Annotated in this window: 22 protein-coding genes; 19 read left to right on the top strand and 3 right to left on the bottom strand. The window is 67.0% G+C overall.

Going from position 1 to position 18,568, the window contains the following annotated elements:
• Nucleotides 1–51: 51 nt before the first annotated feature.
• Nucleotides 52–489 carry a MarR family winged helix-turn-helix transcriptional regulator gene (locus H0193_RS06615; RefSeq protein WP_181889095.1) on the bottom strand — a complete coding sequence of 146 codons (438 nt, stop codon included), beginning with the start codon at nucleotides 487–489 and terminating at the stop codon, nucleotides 52–54.
• 55 nt (nucleotides 490–544) lie between these two features.
• Nucleotides 545–841 carry a rhodanese-like domain-containing protein gene (locus tag H0193_RS06610; protein WP_181889094.1) on the bottom strand — a complete coding sequence of 99 codons (297 nt, stop codon included), beginning with the start codon at nucleotides 839–841 and terminating at the stop codon, nucleotides 545–547.
• A 19-nt stretch (nucleotides 842–860) separates the two neighbouring features.
• Here H0193_RS06610 and H0193_RS06605 point away from each other — a divergent pair, with 19 nt between their 5' ends.
• The 4 genes from H0193_RS06605 (at nucleotide 861) to H0193_RS06590 (ending at nucleotide 4,624) form a co-directional block, all read left to right on the top strand.
• Nucleotides 861–1,556: a hypothetical protein gene (locus tag H0193_RS06605; RefSeq protein ID WP_338026615.1), complete on the top strand. Its 696-nt coding sequence runs from the start codon at nucleotides 861–863 to the stop codon at nucleotides 1,554–1,556.
• A gap of 155 nt (nucleotides 1,557–1,711) precedes the next feature.
• Entirely contained in the window at nucleotides 1,712–2,584 is an 873-nt protein-coding gene (locus H0193_RS06600; protein ID WP_181889093.1) for a hypothetical protein, read from the top strand.
• Between the two features lie 246 nt (nucleotides 2,585–2,830).
• Nucleotides 2,831–3,658, top strand: a complete 828-nt coding sequence (locus H0193_RS06595) for a hypothetical protein (protein WP_181889092.1) — start codon at nucleotides 2,831–2,833, stop codon at nucleotides 3,656–3,658.
• A 45-nt stretch (nucleotides 3,659–3,703) separates the two neighbouring features.
• The gene (locus H0193_RS06590; protein ID WP_181889091.1) at nucleotides 3,704–4,624 is read left to right on the top strand and encodes a zinc metalloprotease; all 921 of its coding nucleotides are present in this window, start codon (nucleotides 3,704–3,706) and stop codon (nucleotides 4,622–4,624) included.
• A gap of 64 nt (nucleotides 4,625–4,688) precedes the next feature.
• Here the strand turns inward: H0193_RS06590 and H0193_RS06585 are convergent, their stop codons facing one another.
• Complete coding sequence (locus tag H0193_RS06585; protein ID WP_181889090.1) at nucleotides 4,689–5,222, bottom strand: inorganic diphosphatase; 534 nt, start codon at nucleotides 5,220–5,222, stop codon at nucleotides 4,689–4,691.
• A 61-nt stretch (nucleotides 5,223–5,283) separates the two neighbouring features.
• On the opposite strand from H0193_RS06585, the gene dacB reads away from it, so the two are divergent.
• From dacB to lysS, 15 genes are all read left to right on the top strand, one after another.
• The gene (gene dacB, locus H0193_RS06580) at nucleotides 5,284–6,537 is read left to right on the top strand and encodes a D-alanyl-D-alanine carboxypeptidase/D-alanyl-D-alanine endopeptidase (RefSeq protein ID WP_181889089.1); all 1,254 of its coding nucleotides are present in this window, start codon (nucleotides 5,284–5,286) and stop codon (nucleotides 6,535–6,537) included.
• Nucleotides 6,537–7,424 carry a tRNA lysidine(34) synthetase TilS gene (gene tilS, locus H0193_RS06575; protein WP_181889088.1) on the top strand — a complete coding sequence of 296 codons (888 nt, stop codon included), beginning with the start codon at nucleotides 6,537–6,539 and terminating at the stop codon, nucleotides 7,422–7,424. Before dacB ends, tilS begins: the two co-directional genes overlap by 1 nt.
• Before the next feature lie 35 nt (nucleotides 7,425–7,459).
• Nucleotides 7,460–7,624: a hypothetical protein gene (locus H0193_RS06570; protein WP_181889087.1), complete on the top strand. Its 165-nt coding sequence runs from the start codon at nucleotides 7,460–7,462 to the stop codon at nucleotides 7,622–7,624.
• A 131-nt stretch (nucleotides 7,625–7,755) separates the two neighbouring features.
• The gene (hpt, locus tag H0193_RS06565; RefSeq protein WP_181889086.1) at nucleotides 7,756–8,355 is read left to right on the top strand and encodes a hypoxanthine phosphoribosyltransferase; all 600 of its coding nucleotides are present in this window, start codon (nucleotides 7,756–7,758) and stop codon (nucleotides 8,353–8,355) included.
• A gap of 11 nt (nucleotides 8,356–8,366) precedes the next feature.
• Nucleotides 8,367–10,679 carry an ATP-dependent zinc metalloprotease FtsH gene (ftsH, locus tag H0193_RS06560; RefSeq protein WP_181889085.1) on the top strand — a complete coding sequence of 771 codons (2,313 nt, stop codon included), beginning with the start codon at nucleotides 8,367–8,369 and terminating at the stop codon, nucleotides 10,677–10,679.
• Nucleotides 10,672–11,247, top strand: a complete 576-nt coding sequence (gene folE, locus H0193_RS06555; RefSeq protein ID WP_070474724.1) for a GTP cyclohydrolase I FolE — start codon at nucleotides 10,672–10,674, stop codon at nucleotides 11,245–11,247. The genes ftsH and folE overlap by 8 nt, the downstream gene beginning before the upstream one ends.
• Nucleotides 11,248–11,250: 3 nt before the next feature.
• Nucleotides 11,251–12,141: a dihydropteroate synthase gene (folP, locus tag H0193_RS06550; protein ID WP_181889084.1), complete on the top strand. Its 891-nt coding sequence runs from the start codon at nucleotides 11,251–11,253 to the stop codon at nucleotides 12,139–12,141.
• Nucleotides 12,134–12,505, top strand: coding sequence for a dihydroneopterin aldolase (folB, locus tag H0193_RS06545; protein WP_181889083.1), 372 nt, complete (start codon nucleotides 12,134–12,136; stop codon nucleotides 12,503–12,505). Before folP ends, folB begins: the two co-directional genes overlap by 8 nt.
• Nucleotides 12,506–12,508: 3 nt before the next feature.
• A complete protein-coding gene (folK, locus tag H0193_RS06540; protein WP_181889082.1) occupies nucleotides 12,509–12,967 on the top strand; it encodes a 2-amino-4-hydroxy-6-hydroxymethyldihydropteridine diphosphokinase in 459 nt (152 codons plus the stop codon).
• A complete protein-coding gene (locus H0193_RS06535) occupies nucleotides 12,964–13,431 on the top strand; it encodes a DUF3180 domain-containing protein (RefSeq protein WP_181889081.1) in 468 nt (155 codons plus the stop codon). The genes folK and H0193_RS06535 overlap by 4 nt, the downstream gene beginning before the upstream one ends.
• 10 nt (nucleotides 13,432–13,441) lie before the next feature.
• On the top strand, nucleotides 13,442–14,266 hold the full coding sequence (locus H0193_RS06530) for a DUF6779 domain-containing protein (protein ID WP_181889080.1): 825 nt from the start codon (nucleotides 13,442–13,444) through the stop codon (nucleotides 14,264–14,266).
• A complete protein-coding gene (locus tag H0193_RS06525) occupies nucleotides 14,267–14,968 on the top strand; it encodes a 6PGD fold domain-containing protein (protein WP_181889079.1) in 702 nt (233 codons plus the stop codon). It abuts the gene before it with no gap.
• Nucleotides 14,969–15,760, top strand: coding sequence for a pantoate--beta-alanine ligase (locus tag H0193_RS06520; protein ID WP_181889078.1), 792 nt, complete (start codon nucleotides 14,969–14,971; stop codon nucleotides 15,758–15,760).
• Between the two features lie 20 nt (nucleotides 15,761–15,780).
• Nucleotides 15,781–17,037, top strand: a complete 1,257-nt coding sequence (locus H0193_RS06515) for a protein kinase family protein (protein ID WP_181889077.1) — start codon at nucleotides 15,781–15,783, stop codon at nucleotides 17,035–17,037.
• Nucleotides 17,038–17,053: 16 nt separating this feature from the next.
• Complete coding sequence (gene lysS / locus H0193_RS06510; protein ID WP_181889076.1) at nucleotides 17,054–18,565, top strand: lysine--tRNA ligase; 1,512 nt, start codon at nucleotides 17,054–17,056, stop codon at nucleotides 18,563–18,565.
• Nucleotides 18,566–18,568 lie beyond the last annotated feature (3 nt).

Below are 18,568 nucleotides of genomic sequence, written 5' to 3'. Positions count from 1 at the left end.
CGAAAAACCGCAAATTATGGGAAACGCCAACTATTTGCGCCCGCCCACGTTCTAGTCGTCGCCGTCCAGCGCCTGGGAGAGCTTGCGCAGGCTCTTCAGCTGCTTGTTGGAAGACGCCTCCAGCGCGCGGTCCTCCGCCTCAGCCACGTCCGCGGCAAGTTTCGCCAGCACCTTGGTGCCTTTCTTGGTGGCGGCGACGATCTGGCGGCGTCGGTCCTTCGGGTCGCGCTCGCGGGTGACCCAGTTGTTGTTCTCCAGGTTGTCGATGAGGCGGACCATGTCGGACGCGTCGATGGTGAGCAGCTCCGACAGCTGGCGCTGACTCATCGGCTCCCCGTCCACGCACGTGAGGATCCAGTACTCGCGCATGGTGGAGTCGTGCTTGGCCAGGGTGCGCTCGACCTCGTCTTTGGTGTGCCTGCGCACGCGTTCAACCTGGAAGTGGGGGGACTTGGCCAGTGTGGACGGCAGTTCGGGGAGCGTGGGCATGGCCTTCATCATAACTATGTTTAGGCGCCCAACAATTGGGAACGCCTAAGACTGCCTAATTTTGGTGTGGCAGGCCCTGCTCCACCCAGGCAGTGGTGCCGCCGGCGACGTTGATGACGTTGTCCCAGCCGCGGGCCTGCTCCAGGTATTCGCCGGCTTGCGCGCTGCGGCCGCCGGACTTGCAGATCAGGTAAATGTCGCGCTCCGGGTCGATCTCGTCGGTGCGTGCGACGAACTCGGACAGTGGGATGTTCACGGCGCCCTCGGCGCGGACGGCGGCGTACTCGTCGGGCTCGCGGACGTCGATAAGCTGCGCGCCTGCGGGGACTTTATCTACGGAAACTTCCTTCATGGCTCGTATGATAACTGCCGTGAAGTACCACGTCCGCCGCATCGTCGCACTGCTGATTCTGTTCCTTCTGGTGCGCGCAGGTTTCAAGGCACTGCTTCACGACGAACCTTCGGACCCCCCAGCGGCAGCACCAGAGACGTCGGTGTCGGCGGAGCCCCGTCGGCAAGCTGCTGCCTCGATCGCGCAGGGGCGGCCGGTGGAGATGGTGGTGCCGGTGCTGGGGCTGCGCGCCGGGTTCGAGCAGGCGGATTGCCGCGTGGTGGACGGCAAGATCGACCCGAAAAGCATGGATAAGGCGTGCGCGCTGACGGGGGAGGGCTACCCGTACGAGCTGCCGGGCACGGACGCCGGCGACATCGTGGTCGTGGCGGGGCATACCGGCGCGGGCGTGGATGCGGTGTTTAACAAGCTTTACGACGGCAAAGCCGAACGCCACACCGTAGCCAAAGGCGACACGCTGTTCCTGCGCACGGAAACCTCGGGCGACGACTGGCTGAAGTACACCGCGACCGACCTGCACGATCCGGACAAGGGCGCGCTGGCGGGCAACGCGGAGATCTGGGGGACGGGGCCGATGCCGGGGCGGCTGCTGACCATTTCCTGCATCCAGCCGGCGAACCTGCTGGCGGACAGCGTGCGCAACGCCGTGGTGGGGTGGCAGCTGGCCGGAACGGCGACCGATGACGAGGTTGAGACGGCCTTCGAGCCGCGGTAGTCAAGATTTTTGCGTCTCTTTTGCGGGGTTTGACCTGCGGCTTTACAGGTGTTGTCCAAAAAGTCTGAAGTTTTAGTTGAGACTTGTGTGAAACGTGTTTACTGTTGTGGCGTAACCTTCGACCTGAGGTTTAGACTTTCCCGATAGGAGCCCCAATGAAGCGCACCGTCCGCACGCTCGCCGCAGCCGCAATGGCCGGCGCGATCGCAATTTCCGTGACCCCCGCCGCCGACGCCCAGACCACCATCGACCCGACCGAGATCGCCACGAAGGCTATCGAGGCTCGTTTCCCGGCCGTCATCGTTGCCCCGAACGGCACGTACTACGAGCTGGTCAACGGCGAATACAAGGAGGCCGCAACCACCCCGGCCGGCGCAGAGAACGCCGCGGAGGTTTCCCTGGCAGACAACGGTGACATTGTCGCCACCCTTGCGGACGGCTCCGGTGAGACGATCGTGCTGGGGAAGGCCGAGCCGGCCGCTGAGTCCACCACCACCACTCCCCAGGCCCCGGCGCCGAAGGCGACCGGCGAGGCTGCCGCTACTGCAACCTCCACTTCCACCGCGACCACGCTTACGGTGCCGGCGGGTACGGACACCACCGTCTCCGCAACTGTGGATGCAAACCTGGGCGGCGCCGGCGCTGGCGCGGGCAGCTCCAACGGTGCAGCTGGCGAGGCCAACGCCGAGCTGTCCCCGGGCGCGATCGCGGGCATCGCAGCCGCTGCGATCGGCATCCCGGTCGTCATCGCTGGCGTGACCTACTTCCTCAACCAGGACGGCGAGACCCTGGTCGGCTCCTCCGAGCGCGTGAACCAGCAGCCGACCCCGGAGGAGAAGGAGAAGTCCGACCAGCTCCGCGCTGAGCACGCCGACGAGATCGCAGCGCAGCAGGTCGCTGCCGCCGCTAACCGTGGCGTCGAGGCTGAGACCGGCTCCAACACGCTCGTGCGCACCCTGTTCGCGCTGGTGATCGCTTCCGTGCTGGGCGCTGCCGCGTTCGTGGCTGGCCGCCGCTTCCTGGTCTAGGCGACCCCCTCTTCTTCGCTTGAGGTCTGGTTACTTTCGCGTAACCAGACCTCAAGCGTTTTGCGTATCTAAAACCCCTGGTCGCGCCCGCCGCTGAGGTCTGGTTTGCTGCTGAGGTCTGGTTAGTCCCAAGCAGGAAGAAAACAGCTGTTACTGGAGTGAAAAATGGGGGCAAAGTGTGTAAACTCTCAACCAACGCTTGAGGTTTGACCCCTCGAGCTTCCCCGAACTTCCTAGGAGTCCGTCATGAACCGCACCACCCGCGCCGCCGCTGTCGCAACTGCTGCCGCCGCAGCTCTGCTCGCTGTGCCGGTCGCCGCAACCGCGCAGGATCTGCCGGCCGAGACCGCCGACGCACGCGGCGAGCAGTACTTCCTCAACGAGGAGGGCTCCCACTACGTGCGCACGCTCCAGGAGGCGGCGCAGCCGTATGCGCAGCTGGACAGCGGCCAGCAGGAGCGCGCGGTCGCGGTCGCGGATGCCGCGGTCGCAGGTTTGATCGGCTCCGGTGTGATTCGGGACCAGCCCGCCGACCAGCCGACGGGCGAGCCGGTGCCGACCGACCCGGAAGCTACGGAAGCCACCGAAACGCCCGCCGAAACGCCCACCGAAGCGCCCGTCCCATCTCCGGAAAACGCGCCGGAGGAGCCGCTCGGCGCCGAGGACGTGGATCCCGCCGACGACAACCCCGTCGCCCACGGCCTGGTGAAGTTCCCGCCGGTGCTCACGCTGGACGGCAAGACGTACTTCCTGAACAAGGACGGCCACACCTTCGTCGCCGATGTCACCCGCGTCAACGCGGACGTCACCCCGGAGGAGACTGCGGAATCCGAGGCGATGATCCAGGCCAACGCTGGCGAGATCGGTCGTCAGGGGCTTGAGGCCGCGCGTGCTGCAGGCGAGGCTGTAGAGGCTGCCGTCAACGACGAGATCACATCCCCGTACGCCGCACCCGCCCGTGGCCTGGAAGCGGAGACTGGTTCCAACACCGTCGCCCGCGCGCTGTTCGCGCTTGCGCTGGCAAGCGCACTGGGCGCAGGCTTCTTCGCGTTCGCCCGCCGCCGCCTGATCTAGCCGCGCAGATTTGCGCCAGCTTGGAGAATGGTGTTCTCTGAGTTGGTGAATTATAGACATCTGCTCGCATCCTGCTGTGCCGCCGCCGTCGCGGCAGGTACGATCGTCACCCCGGCCCAGGCCGCCGTCGACCCGATTGGTCGGGAGTGCCGCGCCGCCACCGCAGCGGCGAACATGGGCCAGCCGATCCCGAACATCGGCAACTACCTACTCAGCGGCAACGAGAACGCCATCGACAACGGCGTCCTGCGCATCTTCGCGCCGGCGAAGTACAAGCCGTACATCACCCAGGCCACGGACCAGTGGGTCAGCGCCACCGGCGGCCTGATGCGCTTCGAGTACGTGGACCAGCCCGGCTACAAGGTGGTCACCGTGCGGGAGGCCAACCTGGGCGGCTACGTCGTCGGCCGCGTGCAGGGCAACGTGAACAACATGGAGCTTTTGCTCAACCCGGACATTCTGCGCAGCGGCTACTACGAGAGCCTGGTCATGACCATCGCGCACGAGCTCGGCCACGCCATGGGCCTGGCGCACTCCTGCGACGGCGCGCTGATGAAGGACGGCACCAACCGCGGCAAGGTGGCCAAAACCCCGCAGCCGCTGGATGCCCAGGTGCTCATCCAGGCGAACGACCTGCGAGCAGCTCGCCTATCGACGAGCTCCGCTACCCCGACGCCGACGCCCACCCCGGCGAACAACGGCAACGTTTACGAGTGGGTCGGCGAGCGCAACTCCACGGTCGTTGAGGTTGCCCCGACCCCGGTCCGTACGACGGTGAAAACGCAGCCGTCGACAAGCCAGACGTCCACCGAGCGTCGCACGACCGTCATCGAGACTACGGTCGCGCCGGAGCCCACCCCCGAACAGCCGAAGCGCGTCTCGCCGCTGGCGATCATCCTGCCGGTGGCCGCGGCCGCGATCTCCGCGATCGGCCTCGGTCTCGCGTTCATGCGCAGCTGGTTCTAGCAGCGCAACAAAAAGCCGGGCCAGCGAATGATTGCGGGCCCGGCTTTAGCCGTCGATAAGCAAACTAGTTGACGGTCTTAGCGTCCTTGTCGGCCTCGAGGCCCTCGCGGGAGTTGTCGCCGACGCGCTTGAACTCGTCGAGCGCGGCCTGCAGGATCTTCTCCGCCTCGGCCTTGTCGCCCCAGCCTGAGCCAGTGACTTCCTTGTTCGGCTCGAGGTCCTTGTAGTGCACGAAGAAGTGCTCGATCTCGTCCTTGACAAAGTCGGAGACGTCGGAGATGTCCTGGTAGGACTCGTAGCGCACGTCGTCGATGACGCAGAGCAGCTTGTCGTCGCCGCCGGCCTCGTCGGTCATCTTGAACACGCCGATCGGACGTGCGATCACGGTCACGCCAGGGAAGACGGGCTCCGGGGTGATCACAAGGGCATCGAGCGGGTCGCCGTCATCGGCAAGCGTGTTGTCGATGAAGCCGTAGTCCGCCGGGTACGCCATCGGGGTGAACAGGTAGCGGTCGAGGAAGACGCGACCGGTCTCGTGGTCCACCTCGTACTTGTTGCGGGAGCCCTTGGGGATCTCGATGATGACCTCGATAGCCATTACTTCTCCTTTGTTCGGTGAATGTCTGCACGCCATCATACTTCGGCTACCATTTTGGCCGATGAAGGTATGGACTTGGGTCGCAGGCGCCGTCGCGCTCGCTGCGGTCGGCGGTGTCGCAGGCTTCGGCATCGCGGCGCACGAGCAGCTCTCCGAGATCACGCACGCGCCGCCGTACCAGCTGCAGTCGGCCCCGACCGTGTTGGAGCCCGCGGAGCCTTCGCCTATCGACGACGCTTCGCTGCGAACGACCCTGGCAACACTCGCCGACAACCCTGACCTGGGCGTGTTCCACGGCCACGTCACACAGGCTGGCACCGGCGAGGCGGTGTTCGACCGCGCCTCCGACGAGGCGCTGAAGCCGGCGAGTGTGACGAAGGTGCTCACCGCGTCGGCGGCGCTGCTGAGCCTGGGCGCACAGGACCGCATCACCACGGAGGTGGTGCGCGGTGCGAACCCGGGGGAAGTAGTGATCAAGGCGGCAGGCGACGTGTGGCTGAACAGTGAAGCTCTGGATGAGCTCGCGGCGCAGGTGGGGGAGGCCGGCACGGTGCTCATCGACACCTCCGCCTGGGACGGCATGCCGGAGCTCATGCCGGGCTGGGACCCGTTGGACATCGACGGCGGGTTCGTCGCGCCCCTGCAGCCCGCGATGCTGTCCGGCGGACGGTTAAACGGCGAGACCTCCGGCGACGTGCCCCGCTCCCACACCCCGGCGCTCGAGGTGGCGCAGGCGCTGGCGGAGCGCGTCGGCGCGCAGAACGTCGGTGAAGGCCAGGGCGACGGCGAGGTTGTCGCCGCGGTGGAGTCGCCGACGCTGGTGGAGCGGCTCGAGCTGATGATGAAAAACTCCGACAACGTCTACGCCGAAGCCATCGGGCGCGAAGTGGCGCTGGCGCGCGGCACCACGGACGCGCCGGGCGCGACCCAGAGCGTGCTGGAGGAGCGCGGCTTCAACACCGCCGGGCTCGTCCTGCACGACAACTCCGGGCTGTCCGCGGACAACCGCATCGCGCCGAAGCTTTTGGACGCGCTGCTGTACGACGCCACCGCCCAGCCCGCGCTGCGTCCTCTGCTGTCCGCGCTGCCCGTGGCCGCCGGCGAGGGCACGCTCCTGGACCGCTACAGCGACCTCGCGGGCCGCGGCTGGGTGCGCGCGAAAACGGGCACACTCGACGGCACCGCGTCGCTGGCCGGCACCGTGACCAGTGTGAACGGCAACGTCTACACGTTCGCCCTGATCTGCAACGACGCCGACGTCCTCGCCGCGCGCCGCGCCATGGACGAGTTCACCTCCGCACTGCGCGAGTTCTGATGGACCCATTCTGGCCGCGCCGCTCGCCGCACTTCCTTGCCTGCCGACGAGCACTCCGCCCCTTCGACGCCCCCGCCATCATCGGCCTGTCCGGCGGGCCCGACTCGCTCGCCTTGGCCGCCGCGGCAGCGGCAGAGAAGAAGGACGTCCGCTGCGTGGTGGTGGACCACGGCCTCCAGGACGGTTCCAACGCGGTGGCGGAACGGGCGGTACAGACAGTCAAAGCTTTCGGCCTCGCAGCCGAAGTCGTCCGCGTCGAGGTGGGCGAGGGCAACCTGGAGGCGGCCGCGCGCAGCGCCAGGTACGAGGCCCTGCTGGCGTACGGGAGTGATGTCTGGGTCGGCCACACCGCCGACGACCAGGCGGAAACGCTCCTGCTTGGCGCGCTGCGCGGCAACCCGTCCGGCATGGCTCCGCGCAATGGGCGCATCGTCCGGCCGTTTCTGGGCATCCGCCGCGCGGACACCGTCGGCGCCTGCGGGGAGCTCGGCCTCGATCCGTGGCACGACCCGATGAACGCGGACCCGGCCTTCCGCCGCGTGGCGATGCGCAACCAGGTGTTGCCCCTGCTCAGCGAGCTTCTCGGCGGCGACGCCGTCCCCGCGCTCGCGGCCACCGCGGACCGGATCGCGGCGGACCAGGCCCTGATCGCGTCGCTGACCGACCTCGCGCCGACTACCTGCTGTGCGGAGTTGAAGGCGGATGCGGAGCCGGTCCGGAGGCGTCGATTAGCAGCATGGCTCTTGGGGGAAGGCGTGCCGGTGCAAGGGGACCAGCTCGACGCGGTGGAAGCCTTGGTCGTCGATTGGCACGGGCAAGGGCCCGTGGCTGTCGCGGGCGGGCGCGCGGTGGTGCGTCGGCAGGGAAAGTTGACCATTGTGGATTAAACCCGCTGTGTATATGGTCTGCATACAAACGGGAGGTGCTGATGGACAAGGAAACAACACGGGATTTTCAGAGTGAACATGTGGTGCGTCGCCTGCGGGAATTTCAAGCTGCGCATGGCATTGAGGGTGGCATCCTTGAAGACTGCGACGGGCTCTTCGATGACGCGGTGCTAAGCCGCGACGAGACCGAGCTGAACTGATCGGAACGTTTTAGCTGACCCGAACCCCGCAGATGGTTGTACCTACCGCCTGGCAGGTGGCAAGATGTGGAAGTTACGCGCACGTAAACGCAAACTGAAGCGCTAGAACCGCGAGAGGGAAGGGCCAGCCCATGACCGAGTTGCACGACAAAAAGGACTTCGACGTCCCAGCGAACCGCTACGGCGATGACGTCGAGGCGATTTTGATCCCGGAAGATGTGCTCCAGGAGCGCATCCAGGAGCTGGCGGACATGGTCTCGGAGAAGTACCGCGACTCGGACGAAGACCTGATCCTGGTGTGCGTGCTTAAGGGCGCGGTGTTCTTCCTCACCGACTTCGCGCGCAAACTGACCATCCCGGCGGAGATGGAGTTCATGGCCGTGTCGTCCTACGGCAACTCCACCACCAGCTCCGGCGTGGTGCGCATCTTGAAGGACCTGGACAAGGAGATCGCCGGCCGCGATGTGCTCGTGGTGGAAGACATCATCGATTCTGGCCTGACCCTGTCCTGGCTGCTGCGCAATCTGCGCAACCGGAACCCGAAGAGCCTCGAAGTCGTTACTCTTCTGCGCAAGCCCGATGTGCAGACGGCCAAGATTGACCTGCTGGACATCGGCTTCGATATTCCCAACGAGTTTGTCATCGGCTACGGCCTTGATTACGCCGAGCGTTACAGGGACCTGCCGTACGTGGGCACGCTGCACCCGCGCGTGTACTCAGACGCTGACTAGAACAAAGGTTTATGAGCAAAAATAAAAAGGTTTTGCGGTGGGGCGTCATTGGCGCCATCGCGTTGATCGTCCTCTATCTGCTCACGTTGATCGGGGACGATTCCCGCGCCTACCAGCGTGTGGACACCTCTGTGGCGCTTGAACAGCTGCAGAACCACAACGCGGAAGAAGTGCAGATCGACGACCGTGAGCAGCGCGTGCGCATCGACCTGCGCGAGCCGATCACCGTGGATGAGCGCGAGGGTGTCGAGGCGATCTCCGCGCAGTACCCGGCACGCACCACCCCGGAGATCTTCGGCGCGGTGCGCGAATCCGGCGCGAACAAGTACGAGACGAACGTGACGCAGGAATCCTTCCTGATGTCCATGCTCGGCTTCATGCTGCCGATGATCCTGGTCTTCGGCCTGATCTTCTACTTCATGTACCGCATGCAGGCGGGCGGTGGCGGGCCGTTCGGCATCGGCGGCTCGAAGGCGAAGCAGCTGACCAAGGACAACCCGACCAACACCTTCGCGGACGTCGCCGGCGCCGACGAGGCGGTGGACGAGCTGCACGAGGTGGTGGACTTCCTCACCGACCCGACCGTGTACGAAAAGCTCGGCGCGAAGATCCCGCGCGGCGTGCTGCTCTACGGCCCGCCCGGCACCGGTAAGACGCTGCTCGCGCGCGCCGTGGCCGGCGAGGCGGGTGTGCCGTTCTACACCATCTCCGGCTCCGACTTCGTGGAGATGTTCGTCGGCGTGGGCGCCTCCCGTGTGCGCGACCTGTTCAAGCAGGCCCGCGAGAACAGCCCGTGCATCATCTTCGTCGACGAGATCGACGCGGTGGGCCGCCAGCGCGGCTCCGGCATGGGCGGCGGCCACGACGAGCGCGAGCAGACTCTCAACCAGCTGCTGGTGGAGATGGACGGCTTCTCCGGCCGCGAGGGCGTGATCCTGATTGCGGCGACGAACCGCCCGGACATCCTGGACCCGGCACTGCTGCGCCCCGGCCGCTTCGACCGCCAGATCCCGGTGACCAACCCGGACATCGCAGGCCGCGCGCAGATCCTCAAGGTGCACGCCAAGAACAAGCCGCTTGCAGACGACGTCTCGCTCGACGCTTTGGCCAAGCGCACCGCCGGCATGTCCGGCGCTGATCTGGCCAACGTGCTCAACGAGGCCGCGCTGCTGACCGCCCGCATCGGCGGCAACGTGATCACCGCGGATGCCCTGGAGGAGGCGACGGACCGCGTCATCGGCGGCCCGCGCCGCTCCAGCAAGGTCATTTCCGAGCACGAGAAGAAGGTCACCGCCTACCACGAAGGCGGCCACACGCTCGCCGCCTGGGCGCTGAAGGACATCGAGCGCGTGTACAAGGTGACTATCCTCGCCCGCGGCCGCACCGGCGGCTTTGCCATGACTGCCGACGAGGACGACAAGGGCATGTACACCCGCGACGAGCTGTTCGCCCGCATGGTGTTTGCCATGGGCGGGCGCTCCGCCGAGGAGCTGGTCTTCGGCGCGCCGACCACGGGCGCGTCCAACGACATCGAGCAGGCGACGAAAATCGCCCGTGCGATGGTCACCGAATACGGCATGACCTCCGCGCTCGGTCCGGTGAAGTACGGCCAGGAGCAGGGCGATCCCTTCTCCGGCCGGGCCTCTGGCGGCTCCCTGGAGTACTCGCCGGCGGTGGCGGCCAAGATCGACGAGGAGATGCAGATGCTTCTCGACGAAGCGCACAAGGTCGCCTACAGCACCCTCGAGCGCTACCGCGACGAGCTGGACACACTGGCTTCGAAGCTCCTGGAGAAGGAGACGCTGCGCCGCGGCGATCTGGAGGCCATCTTCGACACCGTCGAGCCGGTCCGCCCGCCGCTGCCGGCGCACGACGCGCGCTTCGGGCGCCAGTCGGACCGCGAGCCGGTGAAGACCCCGGTGGAGATTGCCAAGGAGCGCGGCGAAGAGCCGCCGAAGCGCTTCTCCATCCTGGAGGCTTCCAAGGCCACCCGCGAGCGCCGCCGGAAGGAACGCGAGGCGGAGCAAAACCCGGCGCCGAGGAAGGGCTCCACCCGATGGCAGCAGCCGAAGTCCGATCCGCCGCAATACGGTGGCCCGAAACCGCCTGAGGGCTGGACGTACAAGGGAGCGCCGAAGGAGCAGCACCCGGGCACCCGCAACTACCCGACGGAAAAGACCGAACAGATCGGCTTCCGTCTGCCGGAAAACGAGCGGCCGGACCACGCCGCCCGCAGCCCGGAACCGGAGACCACCCCGGATGCGGAGACCACCCAGTTGCCGCGCGAGGAGCGCGCGCCGAAGCACAGGAGGGACGATGACTAACGCGAACTTCGACCGAGAGCGCGCAGAGGCTGCTGTGCGCGAGTTGCTCATCGCGGTCGGGGAGGACCCGGACCGCGAGGGCCTGGTGGAAACCCCGGCCCGCGTCGCGCGCGCCTACGAGGAGGTCTTTGCGGGCCTGCACGAGGATCCGAAGGTGCACCTGGAGAAGTCGTTCTCCGAGAACCATCGCGAGCTGGTGCTGGTGCGCGACATCCCGATCTACTCCACCTGCGAGCACCACTTGGTGCCGTTCTACGGCGAGGCGCACATCGGCTACATCCCGGGCCCGGAGGGCAAGGTCACCGGCCTGTCCAAGCTGGCGCGCGTGGCGGACATGTACGCGAAGCGTCCGCAGGTGCAGGAGCGGTTGACGGCGCAGATTGCGGACGCGATCGTCGACAAGCTCAATGCCTCTGCGGTTATCGTGGTCATCGAGTGCGAGCACCTGTGCATGGCCATGCGCGGGATCCGCAAGCCGGGCGCGACCACCACCACCTCGGCGGTGCGCGGCGGCTTCCAGAACAATGCGGCTTCGCGCGCGGAAGTGCTGAGCCTGATTAGGGGATAGAAGATGACTACCGTTGCCGATCTGACCGTGCCTGGGCGCACGAGTGTGATGGGCATTGTCAATGTCACGGAGGATTCGTTTTCAGACGGCGGCAAGTGGCTCGCAACGGACGACGCCATCGCGCACGCCCACGAGCTAGTGCGCCTGGGCGCGGACATCATCGACGTCGGTGCGGAATCGACCCGCCCCGGCGCCACCCGTGTCCCCGCGGAGGTGGAGGCAAAGCGTATCCGCCCCGGCGCCACCCGTGTCCCCGCGGAGGTGGAGGCAAAGCGTATCCGCCCCGTGATTCGCGCGCTCCACGCCGACGGGATCCGCACCTCCGTGGACACCAAGCGCGCCGCCACCGCCCTGGCAGCGGCCGAGGAGGGCGTGGACCTGATCAACGACGTCTCCGGCGGCCTGGCGGACGCCGACATGTACCGAGTGATGGCTGAGACGCAGCTGCCGGTGTGCCTGATGCATTGGCGCGCGGACGCCTTTGTCAACGCCTCCGGCGCGGCTGACCACGGCGGCGACGTGGTGGGGGATGTGCACGAGGTGCTGGCGGAGCTCGTCGATAAGGCGACCGCTGCGGGTGTGGACGAAAGCCAGATCATCCTGGACCCGGGCCTGGGCTTTGCCAAGACGGCCGCGGACAACTGGGCGCTGCTCAACTCGCTGCCGGAGTTCATCGCGAGCGGGTTTCCCATCCTCGTCGGCGCCTCGCGCAAGCGCTTCCTCATGGAAATCCGCCAGCGGCGTGGCCTCGAGCATTCGCCTATCGACGCCGACCCGGCCACCGCGGCAGTCACCGCCCTTGCCGCCCAGGCTGGTGCCTGGTGCGTGCGGGTGCACGAGGTGGCGGTCTCGCGCGACGCAGTAGACGTGGCAGAAAGGTGGAGAAATGGCTGACCGGATTGAGCTTAAAGGCCTCGCATTCCACGCCAACCACGGCGTGCTCGACCACGAAACTGAGTTCGGGCAGGCGTTTTCTCTGGACATCACGTGCTGGCTCGACTTCGCGGGCGCGGCTAAGGACGACGACCTGACGCAGACCGTCACCTACGCGGAGCTGGCGGAAACGGCGTTGCGCATCGCCACCGGCCCCCCGCGCCAGCTGATTGAGACGGTGGCGGTGGAGATCGCCGAGACGGCGATGCGCAGCTACGACGCGCTGCACGCCGTGGAGGTTCCCCTGCACAAGCCGCACGCACCGATCCCGGCGGTGTTCGACGCCGTCGCGGGGGTGGCCCGCCGCTCCCGGAAGCGGATGTAGCCAATGCGTGCCGTGCTGTCTTCCGGGTCCAACATGGGTGACGCGCGCGCCCACCTGCAGACGGTCGCCGACGAGTTCGCCGGCGAAACTCTCGCCGCGAGCTCCATTTACGCCACCGCGCCATGGGGAAACACCAATCAGCCGGACTTCCTCAACCAGTCCCTCTTGGTGGATGTGGACGACACCCCGCAGCAACTACTAGCCCGCTGCCAGGAGCTGGAGCAGCGCGCGCACCGGGTCCGCGAGGAGCGGTGGGGCCCGCGCACGTTGGACGTGGACATCATCTGGGTCGAGGGCTACACCTCTGACAACCCGGAGCTGACCGTGCCGCACCCGCGGGCGCACCTGCGCCAGTTCGTGCTCGAGCCCTGGTTCGAGGTGGATCCGGGTGCGGTGCTCAACGGAGCGTCGATAAGCGAGCTGCTCGAAAACCTCGAGGACCAGGGGGTGCGGAAGCTATGAAGCGCACGCCGTACGAGGGGTTGATCGCGGTCGCCGGGTTCTTCGCCGCCGCAGCGGTGATTTTGGTGCGAAGGTTCTACAACCTGCTGGAATCCTTGAGCATGGTGGTGCCGCTGTCGCTGTGGGTGATGGCCGTGATCGCCGCGTGGCTCGCGCTCGTGGTGCGAAAGCGGCGCAAGGAAGGCAAGGTCGGGCTGGATCGCAGCCAGCTCAACCCCATGCAGGCGGCGAACTTCATGGTCTTTGGCAAGGCGAGCGCCTGGGCCGGCGCGGTGTTCGGCGGCATGTACGGCGGCACGCTGAGCTACGTGGTGACCAAACTCGGCGTGCTCGAGGCGGCGCCTGGCGACGTCCCACCGCTGGTCGCCGGCACCCTGGGCGGACTAGCCCTGTGCGCGGCCGGAATCTGGCTGGAGAAAAACTGCGAGGTGTCGCCGCCCAACGAGGGCCAAGGCGTTAGCTAGAGTGTTGGGCATGAGTGCCCAGAATGCGTCCCCAGACCGCGCGAGCCTGTGGGTCATCGTGCCTTTTGTGGTCGCTGTCATCGGCACCGTGGTCATGCTGTTCACCAACTCCGCTAACGCGCTGAAGATCGCGCTGATCTTCGCGCTGTGGGCGGGTGCAGCCGGGATCCTGATCAACTCCAAGGTGCGCCGGGACCGCGACGCGGCCACGACCGAGGCTGCGGCCGCCGAGCAGCGCATCAAGGAGCAGGAGCAGCGTCACCGCGAAGAGCTGGAGGCCAAGACCGCGCCGTCCGTGGACGTGAAGACGCTGCGCGAGCTGCAGGAGCAGATCCAGGCGCTGCGCGCCCAGCTGGAGGAACTCAACGGCCGCGTCTTCGAGTACGAGCCCGCCGCGGTGCAAGCCCGTGCACGCCGCATCAGCGAGCTGGAGTCGAAGCCAGAGCCAGAACCAGAGCCAACTCCGGAACCCGCCCCGGAGCCGAAGCCGCAGCCGGCGCACAGCCCGTCCACGGACGACACCGTCGTGATCAGCCGCGTGCGCCCCTCCCGTCCGACCGGCGCGCCGAGCTCGGACGCGATCGCGGGCCGCATCGGCACCCAGCCGTCCGCCCACCCGGCGCGCAACCCGCTGTCCGACCTGATCAACGAGCGGGAAGCGGAGAAGGCGAAGGCGGAACCCACCCCAGAACCAGCGCCGGAACCCACCCCAGAACCAGCGCCGGAACCGACCCCCGAGCCGCGGCCTGAGCGCCGTTCTGGCCGCCGCCGCGCCGATGAGCGGGGAGAGGGCGCGGTTTCCGTCGCCGAGCTGCTCGCTCGCCAGGGGAAGTAGATGCCGCCTCGCCTGTTGGTGGGGGCGGTGTTCGGCGTCTCGCCGCTTGCGGAGCGCTTCGAGCGCGCCGGCCACACGGTGCGCGCGCTGGACATCGACAATGACCCCGGTGCGGTCGCGCACGTGGATCTTGTGCTTCTCGACGGCCCGTCGGCCGACATCCGCACCGCCTGCGAAATCCTGGCCGACCACGCCCGCCCGCGGCAGATGTTCCTGCACACCGCGCTGGACGAAGGCCAGCAGCTGCTCGACGACGTGGAGGTCGCCCAGGCGATCACCATGTGCGCCCACAACATCTTCGACAACGTGTGGGTGACCTCGGCCGCCGACGAACTCGGCGAGACGGTGGTGGGGCTGCTCATTGCGGAGATCGGCGGGGTGAGCTTGCGCATTAACGACGACGCACGCCCCGCGATCGCCGCCGCCCAGGAGCTGCGGGCGATGGAGGCCGTCATCCGCGACGACGCACAGGCGATTCTCGCCGAGGCCGTGCCGGGGTTCGACGCGGTGGCGCAGCAGTTCCTTCTCGCTCCGCCGGCGCCACGGCACGCCCACGACACGCAGCAGCTGGAGAAGCTCGTCGACGCATTGCCGGATCCGGGCGTTCGCCGCCTGTTTGTGGATCTGGTGCGCAGGCGCGGCGAGGTGGACCAGGACACCGACACCGAGTTGTGGGTGATTCAGAAATACGAGGGAGGATAAATGGCTTTCGAACCAGGCCAGGCAGTGGTGGTCACCGAGGAGCGGATGCTGGCCACCTACGGCCGCGCGTTCCGCAAGATCGGCAAGTCTGTGGTTGTGGTGCCGCTGGGCACGGACATCCACGGCGGGCACGTGGAGCTCATCCGCGCGGCGAAGTCGCTGCTCGGCTCCTACGTGGTGGTCACGTTCTCGGGCGAGGAAGTCCCTGAGGTCTTCGCCCGGGAGAAGGTGGACGTGGTCTTCCACGGGGCGCTGGCAACGTCGGTGCGCGTGGACTCCGGCGTGGAGCCGCTGGAGGATCCACAACACACGCAGGAAACAGTCGCGCGGATCCTCGCCGCGATCAACGCCACCCACGCCACGGACGTGGTGCTTGGAGAGAAGGACTTCGAGGTGCTGGTGGCCACCCAGTACGCGGTGTCCGGCCTGCGCATGGAGTGCAAGCTCCACAGCGTGCCCACGGTGCGAACACCGGACGGTTTGGCGCTGTCGAACAGGAACGCGCTTGTCGCCGTCGATAAGCGGGATGCTGCTCTCGCGCTCTCGGCCGCGCTCACAGCCGGGGCGCACGCCGCGGAGCATGGAAAGGCCAAAGTCCTGGAGACCGCGCGCGGTGTCCTCGAGGCCGCCGGTGTGGCCCCGACGTACCTTGAGCTGCGCGACCTGGCCATGCGCGAGGCGCCCGAGGAGGGTGACGCGCGGCTTTTGGGCGCTGTGGATTTGGGCGGGGTGCACCTGACGGACAATGTGGGTCTGCCGCTGGGGGTCGGCTTCAAACACGTCGAAGCATGACACCCGGTAGACTCACGCGCATGTCCAACGCCACCATCGCCGGAATGCTCGCAGAACGCTTCGGGTTCACCTTCACCCCGGAGCAGGTTGAACAGACCGGGAGCACCGAGACGTCCACGCTCTACACCGCCACCGACGACACAGGCCACGGTGTGGAAGTAGAAGTCTTCGACACCGCCGTGGATTCCGCGATCGGCGATGAAGTCAACACCCTCAACTCGCGCCTTGCGCTGGCGGCGCACCCGGGCGCGTTCCAGCCGCGCAGCGTGGGCACCACCGAGGACGGCAAGCTGTTCGTCCTGCGCGAGGCACCCACCGGCACCCCGCTGTCGGACCTGATCGCGGAGAAGGGCGCGACGTTCACCCCGCAGGAGGTGCGCGACCTGCTCGCGCCGGTGGCGGAGGCGATCGACGACTACGACCTGAAGGGCCTGGCCGGCTTCGTCTCGCGCTCCATCACTCCGGAGCGCCTCTTGGTGCAGCCGCAGTGGTCCACCACCCCGGTCAAGCTCACCCTGGTAGGGCCGAGCACCGACCCGGCGCAAAGCGACGAGGCGGCGGCGAAGGGCAACGTGGAAAAGTTCGCCAACGTGGTCGCGCTGATGACTGGCGACGAACCGCGCTCCGGCGCGCGGACCTGCGCTGGCGTGCTGGAGACCGCCCCTGCCGAGCATGTGGCTATTGAATCCCCCGACCAGTCCGTGGCGCCGCGCCCGCAGGACGGCTACCGCAAGCCGCCGGAGCCCTACGCCTACGGCACCGACGGCAACTACGTGCGCACGGTCCCGACGAAGCAGAAGAAGACTGCGCCGTGGCCGTGGATCATCGCCATCCTCGCGCTGCTGCTCATCGCGCTGGCGGCGCTGTGGTACTGGAGCACCCACCGCGGCGAGGACTGGGCCGGCGCCGAGGCGCAGATCGCTGAGGACTACCCGAAGGTCGTCTCCGAGCGTTCGGGCCAGAAGGGCTGGAAGGACCTTGCCTGCGAGCCGGGCTCGCTGGACATCGACCAGGTGGGCAAGATCCGCTGCGCCAACGATGAGCTCGGCGTTTCCGTCGCCCAGTACGCCTCCGAGTCCGACCGCGACGATGCGGTGCCGGACCCGAGCGAAGCCGTGGTCCTCGGCTCCGGCGAGTGCACGATCTACTCCTACGAGCTGCCGGACGCGAACCCGCCGGCGTACGTGATGACGCCGCAGGACAAGCCGGAGTACCTGTTCATCGTCAACGGTTTCGACGCTGAGAACCAGCGACTGGACCTCCCGGTGTGCGAATAAGCTACGATTATTCGCCGTGACTACGCAGGACTTTTCAGAGCAGCAGCAAATCCGCAGGGAGAAGAGGCAGAGGCTTATCGACGAAGGGCGGGACGCCTACCCCGTCGAAGTCGATCGCACGACGTCTCTGAAAGACTTGCGCGCTAAGTACGACGGCACGCTGGAGCCCGGCGAGGAAACCCAGGACGAGGTCGCCGTCGCTGGCCGCATCATGTTCCAGCGCAACACCGGCAAGCTGTGCTTTGCCACCCTGCAGGAAGGCGACGGCACCCAGCTGCAGGTCATGCTCTCCCTGGCTGAGGTCGGCGAAGAAGCGCTGGCGCAGTGGAAGGCCGACACCGACCTGGGCGACATCGTTTCCGTGCGCGGCCGCGTCATCGCCTCCAAGCGCGGCGAGCTGTCCGTGATGGCGAAGTCCTGGCACATGGCCTCGAAGGCGCTCAACCCGCTGCCGGTGGCGTTCGCGGACATGAACGAGGAGCAGCGGGTGCGCCGCCGCTACACCGACCTGATCATGCGCGAGGACGCGCGCACTAACGCCATGACCCGCATCAAGGTCATCGCGGCGGTGCGCAAGTACCTCACGGGCCTGGACTTCGTGGAGATTGAGACGCCGATGCTGCAGACGCTGCACGGCGGCGCCGCGGCACGTCCGTTTGTCACCCGCTCCAACGCGCTGGACATTGACCTGTACCTGCGTATCGCGCCCGAGCTCTACCTGAAGAGGGCCGTGGTCGGCGGCATCGAGCGCGTCTTCGAGATCAACAGGAACTTCCGCAACGAGGGCGTGGATTCCTCCCACTCCCCGGAGTTCACCATGCTGGAGACCTACCAGGCGTGGGGCACCTACAAGGACGGCGCGGCCACCATGAAGGGGCTTGTGCAGTTCTGCGCCGAGGAAGTTTTCGGCTCTCAGAAGGTCACGCTCGCGGACGGCACGGAGTACGACTTCGGCGGCGAGTGGAAGGTTCTGGAGATGTACCCGAGCCTGAACGAGGCGCTGCAGCGTAAGTTCCCGGGCCAGCCGGAAGTGACCATCGACACCGACGTGGACACCCTTAAGGGCATCGCGGAAACCATCGGCCTGAAGGTGCCGGAGAACGCCGGCTGGCTGCACGGCAAGCTGGTGGAGGAGATCTGGGAGGAGCTGTGCTCCGACCAACTCTACGAGCCGACCTTCGTGGTCAACTTCCCGGTGGAGACCTCCCCGTTGACCCGCGACCACCGAAGCAAAAAGGGCGTGACCGAGAAGTTCGACCTGTACGTCCGCGGCTTCGAGCTGGCCACCGGCTACTCCGAGCTGGTTGACCCGGTGATCCAGCGCGAGCGCTTCGAGGACCAGGCCCGTCTGGCCAGCGCCGGCGACGACGAAGCGATGCAGCTTGACGAGGACTTCCTCGCCGCGATGGAGCAGGGCATGCCGCCGACAGCCGGCTGCGGCATGGGCGTGGACCGCCTGCTGATGGCCCTGACCGGCCTGGGTATCCGCGAGACGGTCCTCTTCCCGATGGTGAAGCCGGAAGCATAGAAG

The organism is Corynebacterium haematomassiliense (genome assembly GCF_013978595.1).
Taxonomy (GTDB): Bacteria; Actinomycetota; Actinomycetes; order Mycobacteriales; family Mycobacteriaceae; genus Corynebacterium; species Corynebacterium lehmanniae.
Note: the sequence above shows the minus strand (reverse complement) of the source record. Positions and strands in the feature narration are given on the sequence as shown.